This is a genomic window from Streptomyces sp. NPDC002265, from assembly GCF_040296125.1.
Taxonomy (GTDB): Bacteria; Actinomycetota; Actinomycetes; order Streptomycetales; family Streptomycetaceae; genus Streptomyces.
This window is the reverse complement of record NZ_JBEOWS010000026.1, coordinates 24,328-50,469: the sequence shown is the minus strand read 5'-3', so window position 1 is coordinate 50,469 and position 26,142 is coordinate 24,328. Positions and strand designations below refer to the sequence as shown.

Sequence of the window (26,142 nt, the reverse complement as noted above, 5' to 3'; positions counted from 1 at the left end):
ACACCCCCCCACCCCTCCACCCACCCCCCCACCCACCCCCCATCCTAGAGTACGCCGAGCCCGCGCCGCCCCCCCCCCCGACGTCTTCAGCCGCCCCACGACCCCTCCCCCTCACCGGGGAACCTCCCGCAACACCTCGTTATGTCGCAACTTTCCCATCGCGCGCATCAATTGATGCCTTCCGAGCCCTCCCAAAAACGTTCACGCTTCACCTAAACTCCGCACATCGCTGATCAGCGCCTTTCGTCCGTGACTGCTGATCAACACGCTTGAGGTCTTGGGGGGCCGGAGTCATGGCAGGAAAGAGGCGTGCCGAAATCGGCCGGAGACGGTTCATCCGGCTGGCCGGCGGCGGCGCCGCGGGGGTGGCGGTCGGGGGCGGCGGGGCCGTCACCGCGATGGCAACGGGAGTCTTCGAGTCACCCGCGCCCGTCGACCCGTTCGCCAACATGCCGCGGTCGATCGCACTGAGCCTGCCGTCCGGCTCGGGCGAGGAGACCATACCCGTGCCGGAACTGCCGGACCCGCTGGCGGGCGGCACCGTCAGCGCGCCGAGCGCGACCACTCGTATGCCGTACGCGATCGGCACGCCGACCGAGACGGACGTCCCGACCACGCTGCCGTTCGAGTTCCAGAAGGCCGGCTACCAGATCGTCCCCGACCTGCCGGAGGCCATGCGGCCGTGGCGCAACCGGCCCACGACCTGGGCCAATGTGAACCTCGCGTCCGGCGACTACCACCTGAACGCCGACGGCGTGTACATGAAGTACATGGCCGACGGGACGTCCTACGATCACCCCGTGGGCCAGATCCAGTTCGGCCTCGGCTGCATCGCCGCCTACCGCGTCGAGACCGACCCGGCCCGCAAGGCGGTGTTCCTCGATCGCGCCAGGGCACAGGCCGACCGGCTGATCTCCAAGCGGGTCGAGACCCGTGGCGCCTGGTACTTCCCGTACCCGTTCGATTTCACCCACGCCGAGCACAGCGGAGTCGTCTACAAGGCGCCCTGGTACTCCGGGATGGCTCAGGGTGAGGCGATCAGCCTGTTCGCCCAGCTCGCCGCTCTGGAGGACGGGCTCGACGCGGAGCAGCGGGCCCTGTACCGCACGGCCGCCGACGGCGCCTTCGCCTCGCTGCTGCGCGCCGACAACGCCAGCCCGTGGGTGGTGAACAAGGACAGGGCGGGATACCTCTGGATCCAGGAGTACCCGTTCAAGGCGGCCGGGACCGGCGACTACACGTACAACGGCATGATCTTCGCCCTGTTCGGCGTCTGGGACTACCACCAGCTGACCGGGAACGAGCTCGCCGCCCAGTTGTACGACGGCGCCTGCACGACGATCGCCCGGTACTTCAGCCTGGTGCGCAACCCGCGCTGGTTCTCGTACTACTGCCAGACGCATCGGATTCCGGCGAACACCTATCACCACCACCACATCACGCTCTGGCAGCAGTTGAACTGGCAGACGAACAGCTCGGTCTTCGCCCACCAGCTGGACATGCTCATCGAGGACGTCCCGCCGGGCGTGAAGTCCGGCTCGGTGATCGCCATAGCCGCCGGCACGCACACCCTGTACAAGCCGGACACCAAGCCCGACGGCAGCTGGACCAAGGCCAAGGCGGACAAGATCCTCGGCACCAAGAAGGTCACCTTCACGCGGGCCACCCAGGCACCGACCGACATGCGTCGGCGCATCCAGGGCGCGGGCGTCTGGTACCGGATCAGTGCCGGGGCGTACAAGGGCTACTGGATCGGGGAGGCGTACCCGAAGGTGTTCCTGCGCGGTGAACACGTCGGCGTCACCTACAAGGTGCCGCGCACGCTCACGGTCGCCGCGAACGCCTCCGCCGAGGCGATCAGCTTCGGCACCAACGGCCTGGCAGGCACACTCAAGACCCTGAAGTACGCGGCGTCGCACACCCTGCAGTTCGACCGCCGGGCGGTCGTGAACGGCCGGTCGATGGTGCGGATCACCTCGCCGGAGCTCGCCGGGTACTGGATCCCGGCCAACCAGGTGATCACCGACGGGCATTGAGCGGTCCTCGTCGTACGCCACGGAGCCGCCGTCCTCAAGTGAACGTGCGCGGCGGCCCGGACGGACCGCGGCCCGGGCACGCGTGTCGCGTGTCCGGGCCGTGCGGTTCGGCCGACGTCACGGCGGTGCGCGGGTCGGCTCCGGGTCAGGCGGACAGTGCCTGGTGAAGGGCTTCGAGGCCGTCGCGGTAGATGCCCGTGAACAGGTCCTCGGCCTCGGCGTCGGTGATGCCGTCGGGGGTGAAGCGGCCGGACCACTGGACCTCGGCGACGTCGTCCCGGCCGGCGACCGGGTGGACGCGGAGGGTGGAGAGGTATCCCGTGACCGGGAACGGAGCCTCCAGGATGGCGTAGCTGTAGTGACGCCCGGCCTCGTCGAAGGCGACCAGACGCTCGACGATGACATCGCCGTCCGGGTTGGTCAGGCGGCGGACCCGGCCGCCTTCGAGCGCGGTGCTCTCGGGGATGTAGGGGAGCCAGTCGGGGAGGGCGTCGAAACCGCCGATGAGGTCCCAGACCCGCTGGGGGGAGGCAGGGACGACGCGGGAGACGGAGGTGGAGGCCATGGTCTTCTTTCCTGGGGGCGGAGCGTGGGGGGCGGGGTCAGGCGTTGTTCGGGAGTGGGGCGGCCGGGCTGACCAGGCCTGCGGCGCGCAGTTCGGTCCAGAACGCGGCCGGCACGGTCTCGTTCAGGGCCGCGGTGTCCTCGGCGATGCGGCTGGGGCGGGTGGCGCCCGGGATGACGGCCGCGGCCGCCGGGTGGGCGAGGGAGAACTGCAGGGCGGCGGCCTTGATGCTCACGCCGTGCTTCTCGGCCAGGGCTTTCAGCGCGCCGACCCGCTCGACGATCTCGGCCGGGGCCTGCTGGTACTCGAAGTGAGTGCCGCCGGCGAGGACGCCGGAGCTGTAGGGGCCGCCGACGACCATGTCGACGCCCTGCTCCTGGGCCATGGGCAGCAGGCGCTGGAGGGCGTGCTCGTGGTCGAGGAGGGTGTAACGGCCCGCGAGGAGGAAGCCGTCGGGGCGGGGCTCGTCGAGGGCGAGCGTCAGCTCGATGGGCTCGGTGCGGTTGACGCCCAGGCCCCAGGCCTTGATGACGCCCTCGTCGCGCAGCCGGGTCAGGACGCGGAAGGCGCCGGTGCGGGCCTCCTCGAACTTCTGGAGCCACAGGTCGCCATGGAAGTCCTGGGCGATGTCGTGGACCCAGACGATGTCGAGGCGGTCGGTGCCGAGGCGCCGGAGGCTGTCCTCTACGGAGCGCTCGGTGGCCTCGGCGGTCCATTCGTGGACGATCTTGTTCGGGTTGCCGTGCTCGAACAGGCCGCCCTTCTCGCCGAGATCGCGAGTGGCGCTTTCGTGCTCGTCGAGGATGACGCGGCCGACCTTGCTGGACAGGACGTAGGAGTCGCGGGGCTTGGCCGACAGGACCTCGCCGAGGCGGGTCTCGGCGAGGCCGGCGCCGTAGAAGGGGGCGGTGTCGTAGAAGCGGATGCCGTGGTCCCAGGCCGCTTCGACGGTGGCGCGGGCCTCGTCGTCGGAGATCGCGCGGAACATGTTGCCGAGCGGGGCGGTGCCGAAGCCGAGACGGCCGGGAAGGATCTTCTTGAGCGACATGACGGTGCCTTTGCCTGTGTGGGGGTGGTGCGGTGCAGGGCGGGCGCGAGCTGGCATTTACATGCATACGCGCCTTACACGTGAAAACAATACTTGCATTCGCGGGCTATTGCAAACGACGGGTGTTTGCTGGGCGTGTCCACGCCTCCAGCGTGGGGGCATGTGGACCACGTCCCCCGCAAGCTCGTGCGGCACGTCCCCCGCATGACTCGTCGCAGCACTTCACGGCGCAGAACTCGTGCAGCACTTCGCGGCGAGGCAGACGGACGCAGAACGGGGCTCCGCTCCGGGGCGTCTGCCCGGAGTGGAGCCCCGCGGGGAGGGACGACGGGTCGGCTCAGTCGAGTTCGTCGGGGTGCGGGCCGGTGCGCAGACCGCGGTCGAGCGCGGCCACGGCGTACATCTCCTCGTCCGTGAGGGCGAAGTCGAGGACGTCGAAGTTCTCGCGGATCCGGGCCGGGGTCACCGACTTGGGGATGACGATGTTGCCGAGCTGGAGGTGCCAGCGCAGGACGACCTGGGCGGGCGACTTGCCGTGGCGGGCGGCCAGGTCGCCGACGGTGCGGTCGTCGAGGACGGCGCCCTGGGCCAGCGGGCTCCACGCCTCGGTCGCGATTCCGTGCTCGGCGTGGAAGGCGCGCAGCTCGGCCTGCTGAAGGCCGGGGTGCAGCTCGATCTGGTTGACGGCCGGGACCAGCGTGGAGTCGCCCATCAGCCGCAGCAGATGGCCGGGCTGGAAGTTGGAGACGCCGGCCGCGCGGATGCGTCCCTCCCCGGCGAGCCGTTCGAGGGCACGCCAGGAGTCCCGGTACAGGTCACGGGCGGGTGCCGGCCAGTGGATCAGGTACAGGTCCACATGGTCGAGGCCGAGCTTGGCGAGGCTCGCGTCGAAGGCGCGCAGGGTGGCGTCGTACCCCTGGTCGGCGTTCCACAGCTTCGTGGTGACGAACAGCTCGTCGCGGGGCAGCCCGGAGGCGGCCAGCGCGCGGCCGACACCGGCTTCGTTGCCGTAGACGGCGGCGATGTCGATACTGCGGTAGCCGGTTTCGAGGGCGGCGGTGACGGCGGCGGCGGTCGCGTCGTCGGGGACCTGGAAGACGCCGAAGCCGAGCTGGGGGATCTCGACGCCGTTGTTCAGGGTCACGGTGGGGACGGTGGCGGGTGCCATGGTGTGCGGTTCTTCCTTCACGGGTTGCGCGGGGTGAGGGTGTAGCGGACGGTCTGGGCGCTGATGAGGCCGTCGCGGAAGACGAAGGTGTCGACGCCGTCGGCGACCTGATGGGTGGCGCCGGTCGCGGACCACTCGAGGAACAGGACGTCCGCGGCGAAGCGGGGGGTCAGCTGCCACTCGGCGTCGGGAAGGTCGGCCAGCAGCCGGCCGATGCCCTCCTGGACGCCCCGGCGGCCGGTCAGCACGCCGTCGGGCGTCACGAAGACCGCGTCCTCGGTGTAATTGCGGCTGATCAGGTCGAGGTCGCCGGTGCCGAGGCGGGTGCCGTGGTCGGCGAAGACCTCCTGCGGGGTGCGGGTCATCGGGCGAGCTCCTCGAGTGCGGTGGTGGCGAAGGCGTGGTCCTGCTCGGGCGCGCCGCCGCCCACGCCCACGGCGCCGACGAGCCGGCCGTCGCGGTGGACGGGGATGCCGCCGGCGATGAACAGCAGCGGCCGGTCGAGCGCGGTCGGCAGGGAGTGGAAGGGTCCGTCGGGCTTGACGAGCTCGACCAGGTCGGCGGTCGGGGCGTCGAGCTGCAGGGCCGTGTACGCCTTGCGGGTGCTGGTCTCGCCGGAGATCAGGACCGCCCGGTCGTCGCGGCGGAAGGCGAGCAGGTGACCACCGGCGTCCAGGACGGTGACGCTGACGGCGACCCCTGCCGCCTCGGCGGCCCGGCGGGCGGCGTCGATCAGGATCTCGGCGTCGGCGGTCGTCAGCGGGGTGACGGTGACGGTGACGGGGGCGGTGGTGCTCATGGCGCTTCTCCTTGGTGATGTGCGGCGCTGGAAGGGGAGGGAGGTCGGTGAGGTCAGTGGTGTACGGGGGTACGGGCCGGGACGTCGCCGGTGGCGGCCGGTCCGGCCGCGGGGGCACGGCGCTCCAGGGCCGCGGACCACAGGGCCAGGCCCAGCGCGGCGGCGGCGAGGACGGCGCCGACCCAGTTCGGGGACGTGTAGCCGAAGCCTGCGGAGATCACGAGTCCCCCGAGCCAGGCGGCCAGCGCGTTGCCCAGGTTGAAGGCGCCGATGTTGACGGCGGAGGCCAGCGTGGGGGCGCCGTGCGCCTGGTCGAGCACCCGCTTCTGCAGCGGCGGCACGGTGGCGAAGCCGAGCGCACCGACGAGCAGGATGGCGAGCGCGGCCAGGATCTTGTCGTGCGCGAACACCGTGAACAGCGCCAGCACGACCGCGAGGCCGCCGAGCGTGACGTACAGCATCGGCATCAGGGCCCGGTCGGCGTACCGGCCGCCCAGCAGATTGCCGAGGAACATGCCGATACCGAAGAGGACCAGGAGCCAGGTGACGGAGCCGTCGGAGTAGCCGGCGACATGGGTCATCATCGGCGCGATGTAGGTGATCGCGGCGAAGACACCGCCGAAGCCGAGCACGGTCATCGCCATGGCGAACAGGACCTGCGGGTTGCGGAAGGCGGTGAGTTCCCGACGCAGGTGGGCGCCCTCGGGGCGGGGTGTCGCGGGTACGAGCTTGAGGATGCCGAGCAGTCCGATCACGCCGAGCGCGGCGACGATCGCGAAGGTGATGCGCCAGCCGACCGCCTGCCCGACGAAGGTGCCCAGCGGCACGCCCACGATGTTGGCGACCGTCAGACCGGTGAACATGGTGGCGATGGCGCCGGCCTTCTTGTCCGGGGCGACGAGGTCGGCGGCGACGACGGACCCGAGGCCGAAGAAGGAACCGTGGGCGAGCGAGGTGATCACGCGACCGGCCAGCATCATCCCGAAGCTGGGGGCGAGCGCGGACAGTATGTTGCCGAGCACGAACAGGCCCATCAGCAGCATGAGCATCCGCTTGCGGCTCACCTTGTTGCCGAGCACCGTCAGCAGCGGCGCGCCGACGACGACGCCGAGGGCGTAGCCGGTGACCAGCAGGCCCGCCGTGGGGATCGAGACGTCGTAGGTGGCGGCGATGTCGGGCAGCAGCCCCATGATCACGAATTCGGTGGTGCCGATTCCGAAGGCGCCGATGGCCAGGGCGAGGAGTGCGAGGGGCATGGTCTCGGCCTTCCAGATGTTGCTTGAGGGAGCTCTTTAGACGCTTAGACAATAGTTGCATGCGCGCTATAAGTGCAAGCGCGGCTAACCCTCGCACGGCATGACCGGCGTCTCGGAGGGAGCTCGCGGGCCGCACCCGGCGCACGAGTGCAGGCGGCAGCACCGGCGGGGCCGGGGCGCGACGCGCCGGGATACTTGCGTCCGCCCCCTATGGGCCCTGGCCGGTAATTTTTTTCGCGCCTATCCTGGACCCTGTCCCCCGGAAGGAGATACGGACCCATGACCGCCACAGACCCCGCCCTCACCGCCCTCGCCAGCGGATGGGGCGCGCTCTCCCTCCTGCACGGCAAGATCGAGACACGTATCGAGCGCGCTCTGCAGTCCGGGCACGAGCTCAGCGTCCGCGAGTACTCGCTCCTCGACGTGCTCAGCCGTCAGCACGACCGCGAGGGCGGACACCTCCAGATGAAGCAGGTCGCCGACGCCGTCGTGCTCAGCCAGAGCGCCACCACCCGCCTCGTCTCCCGGCTCGAGGACCGGGGCCTGCTGTCCCGGTACCTGTGCCCGACCGACCGCCGCGGCATCTACACCGACGTCACCGCGTCCGGCCTGGCGCTCCTCGAACAGGCCCGGCCGACCAACGACGCGGCCCTGCGGGAGGCGCTCGACGAGGCGGCGAAGAACCCGGAACTGGCCTCGCTCGTCGAAGCCGTCGAGGCCGCGGACGCCCCGGCGGCCCGCCCGTAACCGTCGGAACACGGGCGGGCCGACCTCGTTCCACCGCAGGGTGCCCGCAGCGCATCTCCCGGCATAGAGTCTCGGGGACCGGCCGGCCGAGGGCTCCGGAGATCCGGAGCGACCGGTCGACCGAATGCTCCGGAGATCCGGAGATCCGGAGATCCGGAGATCCGGCACGGGTCCGGCACGACTCGCCCCGGCGCCGCACCTGCTCGCCGGGCGATCGTCACGGGCCGAGTGCCGGTCTCGGCGTAGCCGGGTGGGGCTCCGCGCAATGTGGACCGAGGGGGAACCGCGTGGGCGTGCTGCGATTTCACTTCACCGCCGCCGACCTGGGCAGGACCCGTGTCGCAGCCCGTCCGGATCCGTTATGGGAACTGGTGCTGAGCGCGAATCTGCTCGGCAACCGCGAGGGCCGTGCGGTGTTCGACCGTTGGCGTGGCGATGCCCGCGCCCGGATACGGACCCTCCCGCCCTGGCTCGGCACCATGGTCCGCACCCTCGCGCCCCCGAGGGGTGACTTCCCGGATCTGCTCACCCCCCTCGCCGGCCAGGACGGCATCGAGGCAGGCCTGGACGCGGTCCTGTCGACACCGCGGGACCGTCTGACGCGCGAACTCACGGCGCTGGGTCCGTTGCCCCGATGGGCGGGTCCGCTCGTCCGGGGCGAGCGTGCGGGCCTGGCCCTGCTCGGCCAGGCCCTGGACGGTTACCACACGCACGTGCTCGGGCCGTACTGGCCGCGCGTCGAGGCACTGGTGGCCGCCGACCAGGCGCTGCGGGCCCGGGCGTTCATGCGGGGAGGTGTCGCCGCCGTGCTCGACAGCCTCCGGCCGTGCCTGCGCTGGCAGGATCCAGTGCTGGAGGCCGACTATCCGCAGGACCGAGACGTGCATCTCGACGGCCGCGGGCTGCTGCTGATCCCCTCCGCGTTCTGCTGGCGCCTGCCCGTCACCTGGATCGATCCCGAGCTGCCCCCTGTCGTGGTCTACCCCGTCCACCGCACCCCCCAGTGGTGGGGCACTCCGCAGGAGGGAACCGGCCGCGACGCTCTCGCCGCCCTGCTGGGCGCCACCCGGGCAGCCGTGCTGCGGGCGGCGGCCGCCGGTGACTCGTGCGGGGAACTGGCCCGTCGCGCCGGCAAGCCGGTCAGCATCACCAGCTACCACCTGAACGTGCTCTGCGAGGCCGGGCTGGCGACCTCGGTGCCGGACGGACCGCGCACCCTGTACACCGCGACCGGGCTGGGACTGCGCCTGCTGGAACACAACGGCACCTCCTGCACGCGCTCCGGCACGTACTGACCGGCCGCCCAACCTCCCCTGTGGGCAGGCCTTTCGCATCAGGATTGGACAGTGTTGTGACCCGCACTCCGCCCCGCGACGCTGGGCGCGTGCAGTTCCCGAGCGCGGAGAGACCGCGTACCTGCATCAACACGGGGAGAATCATGAACAGACGAAAGATGATCGCGGTCACCGCGGCGGCCTCCGCCGTGGCCGGGGTCCTGCTGCTCGCCCCCGCGTCACCCGCCTCGGCGGCCACATCCTGCTACGACAGTGCCAAGACCATCACCGGCACCGACGACAACTGGCACTGGCCCGCAGGTGACCCCAACTACCGCTACACGACGTCGTACTGCAACGACATCAACGTGAAGATCACCACGACGGTGAAGGTGCAGACCTGCTTCGAGCCGTCCAGCGGCGGCTACTACTGCAACAGCATGCGCACCGTCTACGCCAACACCTGGGGGCTCGCGGCCACGGACGTGAAGGACGGCACCAAGTTCTGGCTCGTCTTCAACACCTCTCAAGTCCGGGGCCTCGTCGCCTACTGACCCCAGGTGCCCTCGCGGCAGCCGAGGATGCCCGGCCGCGCTGCAGAGGCGGCCGGGCACCGCAGGACCGGACCCGGGTGAAACCGGCGTCGCCGGCGATGAATCCGGCTGCCGAACACGGTCTCAGCACTGCAACCGAGCGCTGGGAGTGGAGATGGGCAAGCTCAAGCAGGTGGCCGACGGCGTCTGGGTCCGGCAGAGCGAGTGGGTCTGGGCCAATTCCGTCGTGGTGCGCGGGGCGGACGGGCTGGTCCTGATCGATCCCGGCATCCACGGCGCCGAGTTGGACGGACTCGCCGATGATGTGGACCGCCTCGGCATCCCGGTGGTCGCCGGGTTCTGCACTCATCCCCACTGGGACCATCTGCTCTGGCATCCCCGGTTCGGCGACGTGCCGCGCTACGCCGCCCCGGCCGCCGCCCGGCTCGCCGGCCAAGCCCGGGAGCGGGCGCGGGCGATGGCGGCCGAGAGCGCGTCCGACGTCCCTCTCGACCTGGTCGCGCTCGTCACCCCGCTGCCCGCGGACGGCGGACCGGTGCCGGGCGAGATCATCGAACATCGGGCACACGCTGTCGGCCACACCGCGGTCCTCCTCGCGGACCGTGGCGTCCTGCTCGCCGGCGACATGCTCTCCGACGTCCTGATCCCGCTCCTCGACGTCCGCCAGGACGATCAGGTGGAGGCCTACGCGAAGGCGCTCGACCGGCTCGGCGAGGCCGCCCGGCACGTCGATGTCGTGATCCCCGGCCACGGGACCGTTGCCGAGGGGCCGGAGGTGGCGGCGCGCCTCGCAGCCGATCAGGCGTACGTCGACGCGCTGCGGCGGGCAGCGGAACCGGTCGACTCGCGGCTCGACCAGGACTGGCTCGTCGGCCCCCACCGGTCCAACCTGGAGCAGGCCCGGCTCTCGTCCGGATGAAGGATGAACGACGGACTCCGGCGTCATCGCCTCCTACACGGCCGCAAGGGCCGCCCGGGCCAGCCAGTTGTCGATCAGCCCTGCCAGGATCCCCGGCTGCTCGTGCGGAAGCGCGTGGCCGGCACCGTCCAGCACGGCCAGGGTGGCCCGCGGGTACCGGTCGAGCAGGTCCGCGGCCGCCACGTACCCGACGACGGAGTCCTGCCTGCCGGCCACGACGAGTGCCGGACCCTGGTACGCCCGCCCCTCGGTCGCCTCGAGTTCCCATCGCCCGCCGATCCGTTCCATGGCGGCCTCGTCGACCAGGGGGATCGCCGGGGCGACGAACCGCTCGTAGCGGTCGAGCATCGCCGGCGACTGGACCACGAAATAGCGGCGGAACTCCTCGGTGCCCAAATCGCCGGCCGCGACCACCGCGTGATGCGCCGGGATGTCCCGAACCCCGGTGAGCAGTGGACACACGAGGGCCAGCCCGGCGACCCGGTCGGGCCGTCGAGCTGCGATCCCCTGGGCGTAGTAGGCGCCGGCCGAGTGGCCGACGACGAGAAGGCCGTCCGCACCCGCGACCTCGTCGGCGAAGCCGAGCAGCACGTCGAGAACGTCCTCGGCGCTGCGCACAGACGCAGGTGCGGGGGTGCGCCCCATTCCGGGGAGGTCAGGATAGATCCGCCGGTAGCCGTCACGCGTGCCCAGAGCCGGTTCGAAGCAGGCAACGGCCTCGCGGTGGTCGACCCCCGCCCCGTGCAGCACCAGCACCGGCCTGCCCTCGCCGTACTCCACGTAGTGCACCGGCACGTCCCCTACCGCACGCTCCATCGAGCCAACCTATCAACACCTCTACGGTGCTCCGGTCCGTCGGCCCACCGCAGACCCGTGCTGGAGCACCGACGCCGCCCGGCACCCGGGCATGACCCGCTGACCTGGGAGAAGCCCGCCCGCTGAGCCCGGTGTCCTGGGCCGGGCGGTCGCATAGGGTCGGGCCATGACGTCGACCGGAACAGAGCCCCAAGAGTCCTACACCGCACCGCACTTCGCGACCTCCGCGCTCATCACGATCGATGTGCAGCGCGACTTCCTCTCCGAAGCCCCGTACGGGGTGCCGGGGACCACGGAGATCCTGCCCGCGCTGCGGCGGACCGTGTCCGCCTTCCGCGCTGCCGGGCGCCCTGTGGTGCACGTGGTGCGCTTGTACGAGGAGGGCGGGGGCAACGCCGATCTGGTGCGGCGCGGGCTGCTGGAGTCCGGGGTGCGGATCGCCGCGCCCGGCACTCCGGGCAGCGAGCCGGCCGACGGGCTCCTGCCGCAGGACGCGCCCGCCCTGGACCCGGCGCTGCTGCTGTCCGGGCGGCCTCAGCGGTTGGGGCCGTACGACCATGCGGTCTTCAAGCCGCGCTGGGGTGCCTTCTACCGCACCTGCCTGGAGGAGCTGCTGCGTGAACTCGGAGTCGACACGCTGGTGTTCGCCGGGTGCAACCTGCCCAACTGCCCGCGGGCCAGCATCGTGCAGGCGTCGGAACGGGACTTCCGGGTCGCGCTGGTGCGGGACGCGGTCTCCCGGGTGACGGACTCGGCCCTGACGGAACTCGCGGGCATCGGCGTCCGGATGCTCGACACCGCCGCACTCGAAGGGCTGCTGGCGGGGCACACCGCAGACGCGGGCTGACATCGATCGGCACGCCGGCCTTCAGGAGGTTGCCGCCTTGCGGGGCGGGGTGAACACGTAGAGGTCGAGAATGGCGGGGCAGGGGGCGACGCCGGGGCCGCCGGCCTGGATCCAGGCGGCGATGTCCTCGGTGGCATCGGGGTCGTTGACGAGCCCGAGCCAGACCGGGCGGGCTCCTGCGGCACGTGCGGCGGCGGAGGGCTGGACGACGACCACGTTGGCGTGTTCGCACACGCCGAGGCAGTCCGAGACGCGTACGGGTACCTCCTCGGCCAGGCGCGCGAGTTGGCGGTCGTGGTCCACGCCGGTGACCTTCGGGGTTCCGCAGCAGCAGTCCCGGCAGACGACGGCCCGGCACGGTACCGGTCCGGCCATGGCCCGCTCCGGGCCGGCTGCTTCATGGCGCTGTCGCGGCATCGCTCATCACGCTCCCCTTCGGGCGGGATCCAGTGCGGACGACCGAATGCAGGAAGCGGATCGCGGGGTGTCCCGGGTCGCGGGCGACCTCGGTGCGGAGAGGGGCGGGGTACGGAGCACGGGCATGCCTCTGGGGTCGGGGCTCGTACGCGGAGCCTGGCCTGCGGACGTCCCTCCGCGCCGCGGCGCGAAGGTGCCAGCAGGTCTTCGGACTCGGGTTCGTCCGGCCGGGGCGCCTTCCCGGTCTCCCAGTGGCGTCGTGCCCCGCCCGTCCCCCTCACCGCTGCGCGTCAGTTCCGGATTCGCACCGGATTCCCTGGCCTCGGGTGTGGCTCGACTGGCCCGCCGAGGCTATCAAGTCCGTCGTACGGTCGGGTCGTGCGGATGAGGATCCGGCCGGCCCTGCCTGGCCTGGCCAGGGGAAGAGGCGGACAACGCGCGTGCGGGAATGCCCGTCCTCGGCCCGCTGCAAACATCTCACCCACGTGCACCAGCTCACCATCCGAATGAGGCACGCAGCCCTCCGGACCCATGTCCGGCCCTCTAGGCTGGCGGGTGCAGCTGGTTCGCCCCGTCCGCCAGACGGGATGCGTCGCAAGAGGGAACCCGGTGGGAATCCGGGACTGCCCCGCAGCGGTGAACAGGAACGACCGCCGTCATACGCACTGGACCCGACGTACCGGGCCTGGGAAGCGACGGCCAGTAGGTGTCCTCCGGTCAGGAGGGCGTGCCCGTGAGTCCGAAGACCTGCCAACTGCCCGTGTGCGGACCACTCCGCGCGCGGACATCCCGGTGACCTCGTGGGCGGGTCGGCGTACATACCGAGCGGACGACCGCGCTGTGCCGCGCAAGGTCGCCTCCGCCCGGCTCCGTCACCCCTTCGCGCTCTCGTCCCGTCGCCGGGATCTCAGGGAATCGTCTCGCGAAGGAGATCTCCGTGACAGCGAAGTCCGCAGCCGCGGCAGCACGGGCCACCGTGTACGGCTACCCCCGCCAGGGTCAGGGCCGGGAACTGAAGAAGGCGATCGAGGGCTACTGGAAGGGCCGCGTCACCGCGGCCGCGCTCCAGGACACCGCCGCAGAACTGCGCCGTGCGAACTGGCGCCGGCTCGCCGACGCCGGCGTGCACGAGATCCCGACCGGCGACTTCTCGTACTACGACCACGTCCTGGACACCACCGTCATGGTCGGTGCGATCCCCGAGCGGCACCGGGCCGCCGTCGAGGCGGACGCACTCGACGGCTACTTCGCCATGGCCCGCGGCACCCAGGACGTCGCGCCGCTGGAGATGACCAAGTGGTTCGACACGAACTACCACTACCTGGTCCCCGAACTCGGCCCGGACACCGTGTTCGCCGCCGATACGGCCAAGCAGGTCGCCGAGCTGACGGAAGCCCTGGCGCTGGGCCTCACGGCCAGGCCCGTCGTGGTCGGCCCGGTCACCTACCTCCTGCTGGCCAAGCCTGCCCCGGGCGCACCCACCGACTTCGAGCCGCTCGCCCTCCTCGACCGGCTGCTCCCGGCGTACGCCGAGGTCCTCACCGACCTGCGCGCGGCCGGCGCCGAGTGGGTACAGCTCGACGAGCCCGCCCTGGTCCAGGACCGCACCCGGGCCGAACTCGACGCCGCCGCCCGCGCCTACCGCGACCTCGGCACGCTCACCGACCGGCCCAGGCTGCTGGTCGCCTCCTACTTCGACCGGCTCGGCGAGGCCCTGCCCGTCCTCGCCCAAGCCCCGGTGGACGGTCTGGCCCTGGACTTCACCGCGGCCGGCGCCGCCAACCTCGACGACCTCGCGGCGGTCGGCGGACTGCCGGGCAAGCGGCTGGTCGCCGGTGTCGTCGACGGCCGCAACATCTGGGTGAACGACCTGCAGAAGTCACTGTCCACCCTCGGCACGCTGCTGGGCCTGGCGGAGCGGGTCGACGTGGCGGCGTCCTGCTCCCTGCTGCACGTCCCGCTCGACGCCGCAGTGGAACGTGACATCGAGCCCCAGATCCTGCGCTGGCTCGCCTTCGCGAGACAGAAGACGGCCGAGATCGTCACGCTCGCCAAGGGCCTGGGCCAGGGCACCGACACCATCGCCGCCGAACTCTCCGCCAACCGCGCCGATCTGGCGTCCCGGGCGGTTTCGCCGATCACCAACAACCCCGTCGTCCGGGCCCGGACCCGGGCGATCACCGATGCCGACGCCCGCCGCTCGCAGGCCTACGGCGATCGCGCCGGCGCGCAGCGTACCCGTCTCGGGCTGCCGCTGCTGCCGACGACGACCATCGGCTCGTTCCCGCAGACCGCCGAACTGCGCACCGCCCGCGCCGACCTGCATGCCGGACGGATCGACACGGCCGGCTACGAAGAGCGCATCGAGGCGGAGATCGGCGAGGTGATCTCCTTCCAGGAGAAGGCGGGCCTCGACGTCCTGGTGCACGGCGAGGCCGAACGCACATGGTCCAGTACTTCGCCGAGCAGTTGACCGGCTGCCTCGCCACCCGGCACGGCTGGGTCCAGTCCTACGGCACCCGCTACGTCCGCCCGCCGATCCTGGCCGGCGACATCTCCCGCCCCGAGCCGATGACCGTGCGCTGGACGACGTACGCCCAGTCCCTGACCTCACGCCCGGTCAAGGGCATGCTCACCGGGCCGGTCACCATGCTCGCCTGGTCATTCGTCCGCGACGACCAGCCCCTCGCCGAGACCGCCCGGCAGGTCGCCCTCGCCCTGCGCGACGAGGTGGGCGACCTCGAGAGGGCCGGGACCTCGGTGATCCAGGTGGACGAGCCCGCCCTGCGCGAGACCCTGCCGCTGCGGGCCGCCGGCCACGCCGCGTATCTGGCCTGGGCCACGGAGGCGTTCCGGCTCACCACCGGTGGTGTACGCCCGGGCACCCAGATCCACACCCACATGTGCTACGCCGAGTTCGGCGACGTCGTCGAGGCCATCGACGACCTCGACGCCGACGTCATCAGCCTGGAGGCCGCCCGCTCCCACATGCAGGTCGCCCGTGAACTCGCCGCCCACGGCTACCCGCGCGAGGCCGGGCCCGGCGTCTACGACATCCACTCCCCCCGCGTGCCGAGCGCGCAGGAGGCCGCCGAACTGCTGCGGGCCGGTCTCCGGGCGATTCCCGCCGAGCGCCTGTGGGTCAACCCCGACTGCGGCCTGAAGACCCGCGGCTGGCCCGAGACCCGTGCCGCGCTGGAGAACATGGTCGCCGCAGCCCGCACGCTCCGTACGGAACTCCCCACGTCCTGACCGCAGACCCCGTCGGCCGGGGGAGGAAGGCATCCGCCGTTTCCCCCGGCCCTCGGGATTTTTTCCGTCAATCAATGTGACGGAAGATAAATCAGTCGCCTATTTCCGGTGGTCGAACATTCGCGCCATATTCCCCGAGCGACTTCCATGGGTATATCGTACGAGTCCGCTCAAAGATCTATTCCCGTTGGGGGCGGCATGGGGGATTATTCCTCATTCCTCGATCCGGCGCATTTCGATCCCTCGCAGTACGATCCCTCGTCCATCGACAGTCCCGTTCAGCCCGCCGACGTCACACCCCCTCTCGCCGACGGTCCGTCGGCGCAGGGCGACGGCTTCGACCTCCCGCACACCGCCCCGGACGACCACCCGCCGTACGACGCCCACCAGTTCCAGGAGCCCCACGACCACCAGCTCCGGTTCGGTGCCGGGGCCTGCTCCCACTGCGGGGGCACCGGACGGACGCGCTGGATCTCCTCCCAGACCGATGAGCCCTGCTGGTACTGCGACGGCTCCGGGGTGGCCCCTTGAGCGCCGAGACCAGCGGGTGATCCGGAATTGGAGCCCATAACCACCGGCACCGTCCTCGGCGTTCTCGCCCTGAGTCAGGCCGCCGGCCATGTGTTGAACTGGTACAAGGGCAAGCGCGACGGATCGTTCCAGGAACAACAGGAATTCCTCGCCGAAGTGCGTGAGAAAGAAGCGCGGCGTTCTCACGAGAATCTCCTCGCCAGGGACCGCGAACTCAGAAAGGACCGGAGGCAGGAGGCGGACACCGCCTACGAGCGGGCGCTGCACAGGGACCGGCAGATGGCCGAGCAGCGCGAGCAGGACGCGCGGGCCGCACATGAGCGCGCCCTGGAGCGGGACCGCATCCTCGCCGGCGCCCGCGCCCAGGAGGCGACCGTGGCACACCAGCGGTCCCTGGAGCGGGACCTCTATCTGACCAAGCTGCGCATCGAGGAGGCGGAACTGGCCTTCGAGTGGTCCCGGCAGCTCGCGGTGGTCCAGTCCCGGATACAGGTGGACACCCAGCAGGAGCTTCAGCGCCTGGCCCGCGAACAGGCGAACAGCCCTTTCGCGTACGACGTCGAGAAGGTGCGCGAGAAGGTCCTGGAGAAGACTGGCGGCGGCAACCGGCCGGTGCTGATCATCGCCCCGTTCCACTACGAGGACTCCGGGCAGCGCAACGGCGCCGCGGAGCCCGGTTCGGCGCTGGGCATCCGGCAGGCATGGCTCACCTCCGCCTGGTCGCTCGACGCCGAGCCCTTCGCCGGGCTGGTGACCCGTCCGCTGATCTGGCCCGACGCCGATGTGCAGACGATCCGGACCACTCTGCACGACCTGCCCGTGATCCTGGTCCAGGGGCAGGTGCAGGCGAACACCCGCCTGTGGCTCTCGCTGTCCGCGTGGAATCTCGGGGACACCAGCGGGACGAGGGTCGTCGACACCCACTTCCCGCCCATGCTTCTTCCGGGCGCCGAGGCGGGGGAACGGCCGTCGCCGCTGGAGCGCCTGGCCTTCGAGGACCACATCGCCGAACTCGTCACCCTGACGGCGGGCGCCCACGCCGAGTGGTTCCACATTCTCAAGAGCGGCCGTGCGCCCCGGCTGCACAATCTGCTGCCCGCCGGCCGGGACTCCGACCGCCGGGTGCTGGCCGCCAACAGCGCGGCACTGTACGAGGTGTGCGCCGAGCGAGGCATCGTCAGTCCGGAGCGGGCCAGGCTGACCCAGGCCGTGGTGCTGGCGGAGGGAGGACATGAGACGCGTGCCGTCGACGTGCTGCGCTCGAGCCTCGCCCTCCTGGGCAGTACGACGGCCAAGGGGGCCCGGGACCCGGAACTGGCCGATCTGCTCAGCAGGCTGGTCCGTCTCGTCGAGGAGCGGGCCGATCCCGGGGCGAAGCGGCTCTTCGCCACGGCACTGGACGAACTGCGCGAGCAGGCTCTGCTGCACCGATTCGGCTGGGGGGATCTGGATTGAGCGGCAAACACCGGGTGGTGGCGGCGATCGACTTCGGCACTCACGGCACGGGCTTCGCCTGGGCCGTGGTGAACGAGATCAATCGCGACATGACTCAGCGTGAGGTGTTCTTCTTCGACCAGTGGTCCCAGGAACTCGCCTACGCCAAGAACCTCTCCGCCCTCCTGCTGGACCGGGACGGGAACCTGGAGGAGTGGGGTTACGCGGCCGAGGAGCTCTGGCACACCGAGGGCTCCGCGACCGGCCGTCGCTACGTCAGCGGCTACAAGATGGCGCTCCAGCGGAATCTGAGCCATGAGGCCAGGGCGCGTGTCGGCGGCGGGGACGGTGTGGTCTCCGAGACCGCGGACGACGTGCAGGACCTGATCCGGATGTGCCTGCGGCAGGTCTACCGCAAGGCCGTCGACCTCATCGAGCGAGGCGGGATCTACAAGGAGGACGACATCCGGTGGTGCGTCACCGTCCCCGCCATCTGGGACAGTTACACCGCCGACCTGATGTACCAGACGGCCTGCCAGGCGGGACTGCCCGACGACAGGGAACGCCTGATACTGTCGCTGGAGCCCGAGGCGGCCGCCCTGTACTGCATCGTCAAGGGCGAGCAGGCACTGCAGCGCCCCGGGCAGATCTTCATGGTGGTCGACGCGGGAGGCGGGACCGTCGACATCACCTCCTACCGGGTGGAGAACGGCCGCAAGCTCAGCCAGCTGGCCACGGCGAACGGGAGCAAGGCCGGATCGAACTACCTCAACCGCTACTTCGTGACCGAGGTCCTGTGCGACCGCTTCGGTTCGTCGTTCATCGAGAAGGTCTCCGAGCATCACGCAACGGACCTGTACGAGCTCGTACGCAAATGGGAGGGCCTGAAGCGGGCGGTGACCGGGACGGGCGCCAAGCCGCTCATGCTGCCCCTGACGGCGCAGATGTACGCGCTGGTGTCCCAGGACCCGTCGGCGCTGGCCCGGTTCGAGGAGCGGCAGGGCGGTGTGGTCACGGCCATCGTCATCTCCGCCGACGAGGTCCGCACGGTCTTCGAGAAGGTGGTCGCGACCGTCGTCGACGAGGTCCGCGAGCAGACGGCACGGATGCGCACGAACGGCGGCTCCGACGGCGGGGAGATCGCCATTCTCGTCGGGGGATTCGCCGAGTCCCCGTATCTCCAGGAACGCCTCACCGCTCACTTCACCGAACAGAAGATGCGGTTGCACATTCCCCCGCGGCCTTCGGCGGCCGTGATGGCCGGCGCCACGCACTTCGCGTACGACCCCTCCGTCATCCGGGCCAGAAGGGCGCCGCTCACCTACGGTGTGGCGACCTCGATGAGCTTCCGGGAGAAGGTCGATCCGAAGGCCAAGCGCCTCACGGACGAGGACGGAAGGGTCCTGTGCACCGACCGGTTCGACATGTTCGTGTGCAACGGGGATCCGGTCGACACCGACTCCTACGAGCGGCGCATCTATGTCCCGGTCCATTCGGAGCAGACCGGGCTGGAAATCCAGATCTACGCCACTCGGGACACCGAGCCGGAGTACACCACCCAGGCGGGCGTGGACCATATGGCATCGCTGTCGATCAGCCTGGCGAAGTCGATGCATCTGCCCAGGGACGAGCGGGCGGTCGAGGTCAGGATGTTCTTCGGTGAGTCGCGGGTCCGCGTGGAGGCCAAGAACATGGAATCCGGCGAGAGCACGACTGCCGAGATCAAGTGGAAGCCGACGTGGTGAACCGGATGTTGCGGTTCTTCGGGCTGGGCGGAGAAAGGGAAACTGCGTTGGAAGCGGTACGGGTTCCGGGTCCCGACGGCAAGCCGATGGTGGTGCCACTGGACGACTGGGCACCCCAGGTCGCCCACGGCCTCAAGAAACTCACCGGTCGCATCGACGAACTGACCCGTCACATCGACGACCTGACGCGTCGCAACGACGCGTCGATCCTGGAGAAGAAGAGGCTCGCCGACACGGTCGAACAGCAGCGGGCCGACCTGGCCTCCGCCCACGACCGGATCACCCGGCTGGAGAGCAACCTCGAGGACTGTGCCGCGGCCGCTTCCGAACTCCAGCGGGCGTTTGCCGACATCGACGAGAGGTTCACCAACATCGCGGGCGGTATCGCGGCGGCCACCCACCCCGGCCGGCTCACCGAGGACGAATACGGTCACCATGACCTGGGCAAGCGCTACGGCGACTTCGTCCAGCAACACGTCATGCCGCTGGCGCTGCAGTCCTCGTCGGGTGTCCACCTCAGCCCGTACGACCAGGCTCAAGTGGTCGCGGAAATCTGCCTGTTGCTGTTCGGGGACGCCGAGCCGGAAGCGGCGTACATCGCCGACGTACTGACCCGCCGCCGACTGCTCGTCGACCCTCGCGCCCTGCAGGACATGCGCGACCAGGCTCACTCGATCAGGACCGAGGCGCGGCAACTCGGGCGCAGCCAGCGCTGGGTCTTCGACGTACCCGACGACCGGTTCGACGCGAAGCGGCAGCAGCAGTTCGTGGGTTCGGCCATGGGGCACGAGCACGAGCTCGCCGTGACTCTGGTGGTGGCCCCGTCCTACGTGGTCGGCGACGGCACGTCGATCGCGCCGCAGCAGGTGTTCACCGTACGACGCGACGCGGCCACCACGCAGTGACCCGTCCCGACAGTCCGACAAGGGCAGGACACCCCCTGCTTCTCACCCCCTGCCCCCATACTGCGGCCTCCCGGAGTGGAAGAGCGGCCCGGCGTGATCACGTACAGCATTGACGACACGATCGGTTCGGCGCGCCCGCATTCGGGGTGGTCGCGATGAGCCACGGCCCTCCTGCGGATGCCGAGGGGAGTCCGGCCGACGCGCGGGCGTTGATGGTCGCCGGGCTGGAGCGGAATGACGAGCTGCGGCCCGGGCCGGTGCGCGACGCTCTGCTGGCGCTGCCCCGCGAGGTGCTGATGCCGCAGGCGTACGTACGGCGCAGCGCTCCGGGTGAGGAGCCGCCGCGGTGGGACCTGTTGGACTGGTCGGTGCCCCAGGACCGCCGCGAACTGCTCGGGCTGCTCTACGGCGGGGCGAGTGTGCTCGTCCAGCACGACGGGGAGCCGCTGCTGGGCCGGGTGCGCGGGACACGGTCGGGGGCATCGATGACGTCGATGTCCACTGTGGTGGGCCTGACCGCCTCGTTGTTGCAGGAGTTGGATCTGCGGGCCGGTCAGCGGGTGCTGGACGTCGGGACGGGCGCGGGGGTGACCGCCGCGGTGGCCTGTCGGATCTGTGGTGACCAGGAGGTGGTCACACTCGACCGGGACCGGCACCTCACCGACGCGGCCGCCGTCCGGCTGGCCGGGATCGGCTTCCGGCCGGACGTGGTGTGCGGGTCCGGGGACGAGGGGTGTCCCGCGCGGGCGCCGTTCGACCGGATCTTCGTGTCGTACGCGGTGCAGCGCGTACCGACGGCGCTCGTCGAGCAGCTTGCCCCCGGGGGCAGGCTGCTGGCGCACGTCACCAGCGCGTCCCCCTCGTGGCCCGCCCTCGCCGTCGTCGAGCGCACCGCCGACGGGCAGGTCACTGCGGAGCTGCGAGCCGTGGAGTTCGCCCACCGTGCGGGTCACGGCATGCAACGGATCTGGCTGGATGCGGAGTTCAGGCAGCGCATCGCCGGTGAGCAGGGCACCTGGACCCAGCGCAGCATGCTGGCGCCGCCCGCGGACACCGACCGCGGCCTGTGGTTGGCAGCGGACCACCTCCTCGGCGGGCTGGTGCGCGACTTCGGTGCCGAGCACCTCCGCGTCGGCGCCCCCGGCTGCGGGTCGTGGCTGCGGGTGGAGCCCGTGGGGCGCTCCCGCTGGGACGTCACCGTGCACGGTCCGCGCGACATCTGGAACGAACTCCAGGACCTGACCGTCCGGTGGCGGGCGGCAGGCGGCCCCGGCAGCTACGGTCTCCTCTTCGAGCCGGACGGCCGTCAGCGGGCCGTTTCGGCGTGCGGCCGTCTGTCCTGGCACATTCCCGGACCCCGCCCACTCGACGAGGGAGCATCCGCGTGACCCGTCCAGCCGAGTCCCTCCTGGAGCTGCGCGCAGCCAGGGAAGAACTGCACGCGCCGTTCGGGAATGGGGCCCGGGCGGTGTCCGACGAGCTCGCGGCCGACGGACCGCTTCCGGAGGACGCCGTGTCCCCGGTCCGGCGTCCGGGTGGTGGACGATGAGTGGCGGGCCGCGGCACACCGAACCGGTGGACGTCCATCTGATCCTGCGCCGGGAGAGCGCCGCAGGGCCGGAGGTGCTGCTGTCGCGGCGGGCCGGCCAGGTCTACGCCGCCGGCCTGTGGCACCTGCCGTCGGGTCATCTGGACGGTCCGCACGAGGACGTCGTCGCCGCCCTGGTGCGCGAGGCGCGGGAGGAGACCGGTGTCGTCGTCGATCCGGCCGATGTACGGGCCGCCGTGACCGTGCACCACCGCAGCCCCGGAGGATCCTCCCGCACCGGCTACTTCTTCGAGGTCCGGCGGTGGCAGGGCACGGCCCGGATCGCGGAGCCGGACGTCTGCGACGCCATGGACTGGGCGCCCCTGGACGCCCTTCCTGCCGGAATGGTGGCGTACTGCCGGGCCGGCCTGGATGCCTACCGCGCCGGCGCACGTCTCGCCGTGCACTTCCAGCTGCCCGGGGACGCCATCGCCTTCGACTCCGGCACCGACCGCCTGCGCATCGTCCCGGACGTGACCGACCGGTCGTACGCCGGCCGTCCCGACGCCGCGGTCGTGCAGTCCGCTCGCAGGATGACGTGACGCGGGCCCACTGATCGAGCGGACGCCGGTCGACCAGGTGAAGGCGCCGGCTTCGGGCGACATCGCGCGTGGGCCGGGAGATCCTCCCGTCGGGAGTGGGATGATCTTGTCGTCTCCGGTACGCCTGTCGACGCCACGCGCACCGGACCCCCGGTGACCGACGAGGAGGACGAAGGATCGATGACGCTGAACGTGGGCCAACGGGTGCGGTTGGCGATGGATCTGCGGCTGTCCGGGTCGGTGACTCCGGCCGGGGAGCTCCCGGAGGAGACGGGCGCCTTTGCCGCGTCCGTGGCCCTGGCGGCAGGCGTCGAGGGCACGGTCGAACAGGTGGTCGAGCATCACAGACAGCAGAGCCAGGAGGTCCGCGAGTACCTGCGCCTCAAGTCGCTCCGGGACGACTTCGGCCACCAGATGCCACCGGCGAGCAGAGAGCAACTGGAGGAGCAGGTGAGGGCCTTGGAAGAGCATTGGGTCGCCTACCAGCGACAGATGCTCCGCGTCACGGTCCGCGTCCGGCTCGACAACGGCTTCGTCCTGGACGACGCCCCCGAGGAGGCATTCACCTCCGCCTGACCTGGCGTCGGCGGCTCGCTTTCCGTGTGCACGGCTGCCGATGGGACGAGTTGACCGTCGGCGGCGGGACCGCGGCGGGTGCCGAAGACTTCCGGGCGAAGCGGTGCGGCGTGAACGGCTGGACCACCAAGGTGGCCGCCATCATGGTGGCGGTGAGCACTCCGGCGCCCGACGGTCCGGCGCCGGAGCGGACGGCGTACGCGGGCATCGCACTGAGCAGCAGATTGAAGCCCGCGAAGCCGCCGAATGCGGCGATCAGAGCGCCACCGACCGCTGCCCGGCGCCGTCCGGTGGACGGCGCCGGGTCGGGACCGGCAGACGCGGACGACTCCGCCGAGGCGATCACCACAGCCGGGCCGTACCCACTGGCCGGACGGCGTCCGCGATCACGGTGGCGATCACCGCGTCGGACCTCGCCCCGCCCGGACACCCGCGTCCTTGCTGTCGTACCACCGTCGTGTCAGGAGTTGTCGAGCGGCAGTCCGGGCGGGTTCACCTCGGACTTGGCGACGGCCTCGTTGGAGAGGTTCCAGGCGGCCAGCCACTTGGCGTACTGACCGTTCTCGATCAGGTAGTTGATCGCGTCGGCGATCGGCTTGGCGAGGCCGCTGCCTTTCTTCGAAGTCGCCGCGATCAGGCCCTGGAGCGACGCGCCGGCGCCTGAGAACGTGCCCGCGTTGGCCGTGGGCGAGGGCGTCTTCGCCGTCTGGGTGATGTGGTAGGAGATGGTCGGGTTGGGGCCGAAGTGCGCGTCGATCCTGCCGCTGCTGAGCGCCTGGTAGACCCCGTTGTTGTCCGGGTAGTGCTTGATGGTGAGCGTCTTGCCCTCGCTCTGCAGCTTCCTCTGCCACTCGATGAGGATCCGCTCCTGGTTGGTGCCCGACCCGACCTCGACCGTCTTGCCCGCCAGGTTCCGGTAGTTGCCGTCGAACCTCCACTTGCTGGACTTCAGCACCTCGAACGCGAGGTTGTCCTGCCGGTAGGAGGCGAACTCGTACTTCCTCTTGCGTTCCTCGGTGTCGGTGACGTTGGAGAAGGCCACGTCCACCTTGCCGCTGTCGACGCCGATGAAGAGGTTTTCCCAGGTGAAGTTCTGGCTCTGCGGCTCAAGACCCAGGACCGCGGCGACCAGCCGACCGATGTCGGTCTCGGAGCCGGTGAGGGTCTTCTGGTCGTCACCCACGTAGTCGAGCGGGGCGGAGCCGGAGGGCAGGGCGCCATGGCCGATCACCAGCTTGCCGCTCTTGCGGACGGCCGCAGGCAGCTCGGCGCTGATCGACTTGACCTCGGACACCTTGAGGGTGACCTCCTTGGCGGCGCCGTGCGAGAGCTGACCGATGGTCACACTCCCTGAGCCGACGTCGTCCGTCTTGGTGGCGGCGGCGCTGTCCCCACCGCAGGCGGTGAGCCCGGTGGCGAGAGTGGCGACAGCAGTCGCCGCCGTGATGCCGCGAATCAGGCTGCGTCGGGTGACGTGGGTAGACATGGCCGTTCCTTGTCGCTCGGGAGGAAGTGGTGGCGTGGGGGGGAAGGAAATCGTCGGCGCGCCGTGGGGACGCAGGGGGAAGACGCTGGTCCGGACGACCTTGCTCAGGACGCACACGGTCCAGCTCAGGACGCACACGGTCCAGCTCAGGACGTACGCGATTCAGCTCAGGACATGCGTGGTCCAGCTCAGGACGTACGTGATCCACTCGTCCAGGCGGGTGCGAAGACCGGCCGGCAGGCGACACCGGCACGGCCGAGGAGCCCACGGCGGCCGACCACCGGCATACGACCGGTGGGTCCACCCTCCGCGTCACATCGACGAGCGCTGCTTCAACCGGCTGGAAAGGCTTCGCGGTATCGCCCTCAGCTACGGCCGGACCGCGACCTCATCCGGTGCGGCGGTCGGACTCTCGCCGTTCCCGCTCCGGTCAGGCTCCGTTCGACGACAGAGCCCAGGTCGCAAGCCGTGGGACGAAGATCAGCAACAGATCTCGTCGAACTGGTCGGCGCGGCGGCTCACCCAGAACGGGTCGAGCAGCACCATGTGTGCCGTGCCAGTGGTTTCCATGGCCGGATAAAAGCACACCACCCGCCGGGGCGTCCACCATGTGTCCACTGGACGGACCGAAGCGCACCGCCGAACTCCCCCAGCAGGCCTACAGGAACACGCACCAGCGGCCCGCACGCGCTCGCGCTGTGGACCGCCTGCTCATCGCGGACGAGCCCACCTCGACATGACCGCGATCCGGCGTCATCTGCGGGAGACTGTGGGGTGCCTACTTCCAGATCGCTTGCAGCCGCCAACGACATACGTACATATCTCATTGACCAGTTGAATCTCGTGCTACGACGTCCTGGAATGTACGGGAGGGAGTCGGAGGTGGCCTTGCGTATGGTGATGGATCACTTGCTGTTCGTGGAATGCCACCCCAAGGCACTGGCCGAGCAGCAGCGGGTCTGGGAAGAGCGTGGCGCCTGGACCAGCACCGGCGTCGCGGGTGTGTTCCGCAATCTGATTCCGGAGCGCTACTACGAATACGGGATTGCCTCGGTGTACGCCGAGTTCGCGCACAGCCGCGGCTGGCTCAAGCCGGACCGCGTACTGGATCACGACGAATACGCATCACTGCAAGGTGCGGTCCGTCAGTGGGCGGAACAGGACCGCGTGTGGACGGACGTCGTCAACGAGTTCGGTACCCCGTCCATACTGTTCGGCGGCAGGAACCCCTACTTCGGCAAGACCCTCGGCTACCTGACCGAGAACCCGGAGGAACCGATGGTGTCCTTCCACCTCTGGAACGGCAGTGCGCCGGGAGCCGAGCCATCATGGCCACCAGAGCACGAAGAGCCCCTTCTGCTTGCCGTGCGATTCGGCACGGGCCCGTTCCGCCAGACTCTCACTTTCACCCCGGAGGGCCGCCAACGGCGCCCTGAAGCATAAGAGTTGAGAACATCGGACGTTCAGCGCTGTCCTGAACGGCCCGCAGGTAAACACACGCACGAGGCGTGGGAGTTCAACCCCGGATACCCGGAGAGGCATCCGCCAGCCTTGAGAGCCTCGATGCGGATCGGACGACTGGCGGTATCGGGCATCAATGTCGCTAGAAACCGGATGCACCCCAGCGTCGACCCGCT

25 protein-coding genes, 1 pseudogene and 2 riboswitches are annotated in these 26,142 nt (G+C 70.3%); of the genes and pseudogenes, 16 read left to right on the top strand and 10 right to left on the bottom strand.

What is annotated here, in order from left to right; all coding sequences use genetic code 11:
* The first annotated feature begins 293 nt into the window (after positions 1-293).
* Positions 294-2,036, top strand: a complete 1,743-nt coding sequence (locus tag ABT085_RS07550) for a D-glucuronyl C5-epimerase family protein (protein ID WP_351603217.1) — start codon at positions 294-296, stop codon at positions 2,034-2,036.
* A gap of 145 nt (positions 2,037-2,181) precedes the next feature.
* On the opposite strand, the gene ABT085_RS07545 is transcribed toward ABT085_RS07550, so the two are convergent.
* From ABT085_RS07545 to ABT085_RS07520, 6 genes are all read right to left on the bottom strand, one after another.
* The gene (locus tag ABT085_RS07545) at positions 2,182-2,601 is read right to left on the bottom strand and encodes an SRPBCC family protein (protein ID WP_351603215.1); all 420 of its coding nucleotides are present in this window, start codon (positions 2,599-2,601) and stop codon (positions 2,182-2,184) included.
* Positions 2,602-2,638: 37 nt separating this feature from the next.
* On the bottom strand, positions 2,639-3,649 hold the full coding sequence (locus ABT085_RS07540) for an aldo/keto reductase (RefSeq protein WP_351603213.1): 1,011 nt from the start codon (positions 3,647-3,649) through the stop codon (positions 2,639-2,641).
* Between the two features lie 337 nt (positions 3,650-3,986).
* A complete protein-coding gene (locus ABT085_RS07535; protein WP_351603211.1) occupies positions 3,987-4,817 on the bottom strand; it encodes an aldo/keto reductase in 831 nt (276 codons plus the stop codon).
* A 17-nt stretch (positions 4,818-4,834) separates the two neighbouring features.
* The gene (locus tag ABT085_RS07530; RefSeq protein WP_351603209.1) at positions 4,835-5,182 is read right to left on the bottom strand and encodes a nuclear transport factor 2 family protein; all 348 of its coding nucleotides are present in this window, start codon (positions 5,180-5,182) and stop codon (positions 4,835-4,837) included.
* Positions 5,179-5,616, bottom strand: a complete 438-nt coding sequence (locus tag ABT085_RS07525) for a GlcG/HbpS family heme-binding protein (protein WP_351603207.1) — start codon at positions 5,614-5,616, stop codon at positions 5,179-5,181. Before ABT085_RS07525 ends, ABT085_RS07530 begins: the two co-directional genes overlap by 4 nt.
* A gap of 53 nt (positions 5,617-5,669) precedes the next feature.
* Positions 5,670-6,872, bottom strand: coding sequence for an MFS transporter (locus ABT085_RS07520; protein WP_351603205.1), 1,203 nt, complete (start codon positions 6,870-6,872; stop codon positions 5,670-5,672).
* A gap of 279 nt (positions 6,873-7,151) precedes the next feature.
* On the opposite strand from ABT085_RS07520, the gene ABT085_RS07515 reads away from it, so the two are divergent.
* The 4 genes from ABT085_RS07515 to ABT085_RS07500 all read left to right on the top strand — a co-directional run bounded on the left by ABT085_RS07515 (position 7,152) and on the right by ABT085_RS07500 (position 10,366).
* Positions 7,152-7,619 (top strand): MarR family winged helix-turn-helix transcriptional regulator, encoded by a 468-nt coding sequence (locus ABT085_RS07515; protein ID WP_351603203.1) that lies wholly within the window; start codon positions 7,152-7,154, stop codon positions 7,617-7,619.
* Positions 7,620-7,912: 293 nt separating this feature from the next.
* Positions 7,913-8,914: an ArsR/SmtB family transcription factor gene (locus tag ABT085_RS07510; protein ID WP_351603201.1), complete on the top strand. Its 1,002-nt coding sequence runs from the start codon at positions 7,913-7,915 to the stop codon at positions 8,912-8,914.
* 143 nt (positions 8,915-9,057) lie between these two features.
* Complete coding sequence (locus ABT085_RS07505; RefSeq protein WP_351603199.1) at positions 9,058-9,447, top strand: hypothetical protein; 390 nt, start codon at positions 9,058-9,060, stop codon at positions 9,445-9,447.
* A gap of 154 nt (positions 9,448-9,601) precedes the next feature.
* A complete protein-coding gene (locus tag ABT085_RS07500) occupies positions 9,602-10,366 on the top strand; it encodes an MBL fold metallo-hydrolase (RefSeq protein ID WP_351603197.1) in 765 nt (254 codons plus the stop codon).
* A gap of 33 nt (positions 10,367-10,399) precedes the next feature.
* On the opposite strand, the gene ABT085_RS07495 is transcribed toward ABT085_RS07500, so the two are convergent.
* Positions 10,400-11,182 (bottom strand): alpha/beta fold hydrolase, encoded by a 783-nt coding sequence (locus ABT085_RS07495; RefSeq protein ID WP_351603195.1) that lies wholly within the window; start codon positions 11,180-11,182, stop codon positions 10,400-10,402.
* Between the two features lie 166 nt (positions 11,183-11,348).
* Here ABT085_RS07495 and ABT085_RS07490 point away from each other — a divergent pair, with 166 nt between their 5' ends.
* Positions 11,349-12,029: a cysteine hydrolase family protein gene (locus ABT085_RS07490; protein WP_351603193.1), complete on the top strand. Its 681-nt coding sequence runs from the start codon at positions 11,349-11,351 to the stop codon at positions 12,027-12,029.
* A 21-nt stretch (positions 12,030-12,050) separates the two neighbouring features.
* Here the strand turns inward: ABT085_RS07490 and ABT085_RS07485 are convergent, their stop codons facing one another.
* Positions 12,051-12,404 carry a (2Fe-2S) ferredoxin domain-containing protein gene (locus tag ABT085_RS07485; protein WP_351603191.1) on the bottom strand — a complete coding sequence of 118 codons (354 nt, stop codon included), beginning with the start codon at positions 12,402-12,404 and terminating at the stop codon, positions 12,051-12,053.
* A gap of 223 nt (positions 12,405-12,627) precedes the next feature.
* A riboswitch (cobalamin riboswitch) is annotated at positions 12,628-12,803 on the bottom strand.
* Between the two features lie 188 nt (positions 12,804-12,991).
* Positions 12,992-13,215, top strand: a riboswitch (cobalamin riboswitch).
* Between the two features lie 168 nt (positions 13,216-13,383).
* Between ABT085_RS07485 and metE the strand changes: the two are divergent.
* The 9 genes and pseudogenes from metE to ABT085_RS07440 all read left to right on the top strand — a co-directional run bounded on the left by metE (position 13,384) and on the right by ABT085_RS07440 (position 23,019).
* Positions 13,384-15,698, top strand: a pseudogene (metE, locus tag ABT085_RS07480) (5-methyltetrahydropteroyltriglutamate--homocysteine S-methyltransferase).
* Between the two features lie 198 nt (positions 15,699-15,896).
* Positions 15,897-16,229, top strand: a complete 333-nt coding sequence (locus ABT085_RS07475) for a hypothetical protein (protein ID WP_351603189.1) — start codon at positions 15,897-15,899, stop codon at positions 16,227-16,229.
* A 27-nt stretch (positions 16,230-16,256) separates the two neighbouring features.
* Complete coding sequence (locus ABT085_RS07470) at positions 16,257-17,684, top strand: hypothetical protein (protein WP_351603187.1); 1,428 nt, start codon at positions 16,257-16,259, stop codon at positions 17,682-17,684.
* Positions 17,681-19,408, top strand: a complete 1,728-nt coding sequence (locus tag ABT085_RS07465) for an Hsp70 family protein (protein WP_351603185.1) — start codon at positions 17,681-17,683, stop codon at positions 19,406-19,408. The genes ABT085_RS07470 and ABT085_RS07465 overlap by 4 nt, the downstream gene beginning before the upstream one ends.
* A 47-nt stretch (positions 19,409-19,455) precedes the next feature.
* On the top strand, positions 19,456-20,313 hold the full coding sequence (locus ABT085_RS07460; protein WP_351603183.1) for a hypothetical protein: 858 nt from the start codon (positions 19,456-19,458) through the stop codon (positions 20,311-20,313).
* Positions 20,314-20,468: 155 nt separating this feature from the next.
* On the top strand, positions 20,469-21,701 hold the full coding sequence (locus ABT085_RS07455) for a protein-L-isoaspartate O-methyltransferase family protein (protein WP_351603181.1): 1,233 nt from the start codon (positions 20,469-20,471) through the stop codon (positions 21,699-21,701).
* Positions 21,698-21,862 carry a hypothetical protein gene (locus ABT085_RS07450; protein ID WP_351603179.1) on the top strand — a complete coding sequence of 55 codons (165 nt, stop codon included), beginning with the start codon at positions 21,698-21,700 and terminating at the stop codon, positions 21,860-21,862. Before ABT085_RS07455 ends, ABT085_RS07450 begins: the two co-directional genes overlap by 4 nt.
* Positions 21,859-22,443 carry an NUDIX hydrolase gene (locus tag ABT085_RS07445; RefSeq protein ID WP_351603177.1) on the top strand — a complete coding sequence of 195 codons (585 nt, stop codon included), beginning with the start codon at positions 21,859-21,861 and terminating at the stop codon, positions 22,441-22,443. The genes ABT085_RS07450 and ABT085_RS07445 overlap by 4 nt, the downstream gene beginning before the upstream one ends.
* A gap of 180 nt (positions 22,444-22,623) precedes the next feature.
* Positions 22,624-23,019 carry a hypothetical protein gene (locus ABT085_RS07440; RefSeq protein WP_351603175.1) on the top strand — a complete coding sequence of 132 codons (396 nt, stop codon included), beginning with the start codon at positions 22,624-22,626 and terminating at the stop codon, positions 23,017-23,019.
* Here the strand turns inward: ABT085_RS07440 and ABT085_RS07435 are convergent.
* On the bottom strand, positions 23,006-23,368 hold the full coding sequence (locus tag ABT085_RS07435; protein WP_351603173.1) for a hypothetical protein: 363 nt from the start codon (positions 23,366-23,368) through the stop codon (positions 23,006-23,008). The two genes, ABT085_RS07440 and ABT085_RS07435, sit on opposite strands and share 14 nt — an antisense overlap.
* Positions 23,369-23,479: 111 nt before the next feature.
* Complete coding sequence (locus ABT085_RS07430; RefSeq protein WP_351603171.1) at positions 23,480-24,505, bottom strand: transporter substrate-binding domain-containing protein; 1,026 nt, start codon at positions 24,503-24,505, stop codon at positions 23,480-23,482.
* A gap of 882 nt (positions 24,506-25,387) precedes the next feature.
* Between ABT085_RS07430 and ABT085_RS07425 the strand changes: the two genes are divergently transcribed.
* Positions 25,388-25,948 (top strand): hypothetical protein, encoded by a 561-nt coding sequence (locus tag ABT085_RS07425; protein WP_351603169.1) that lies wholly within the window; start codon positions 25,388-25,390, stop codon positions 25,946-25,948.
* Positions 25,949-26,142 lie beyond the last annotated feature (194 nt).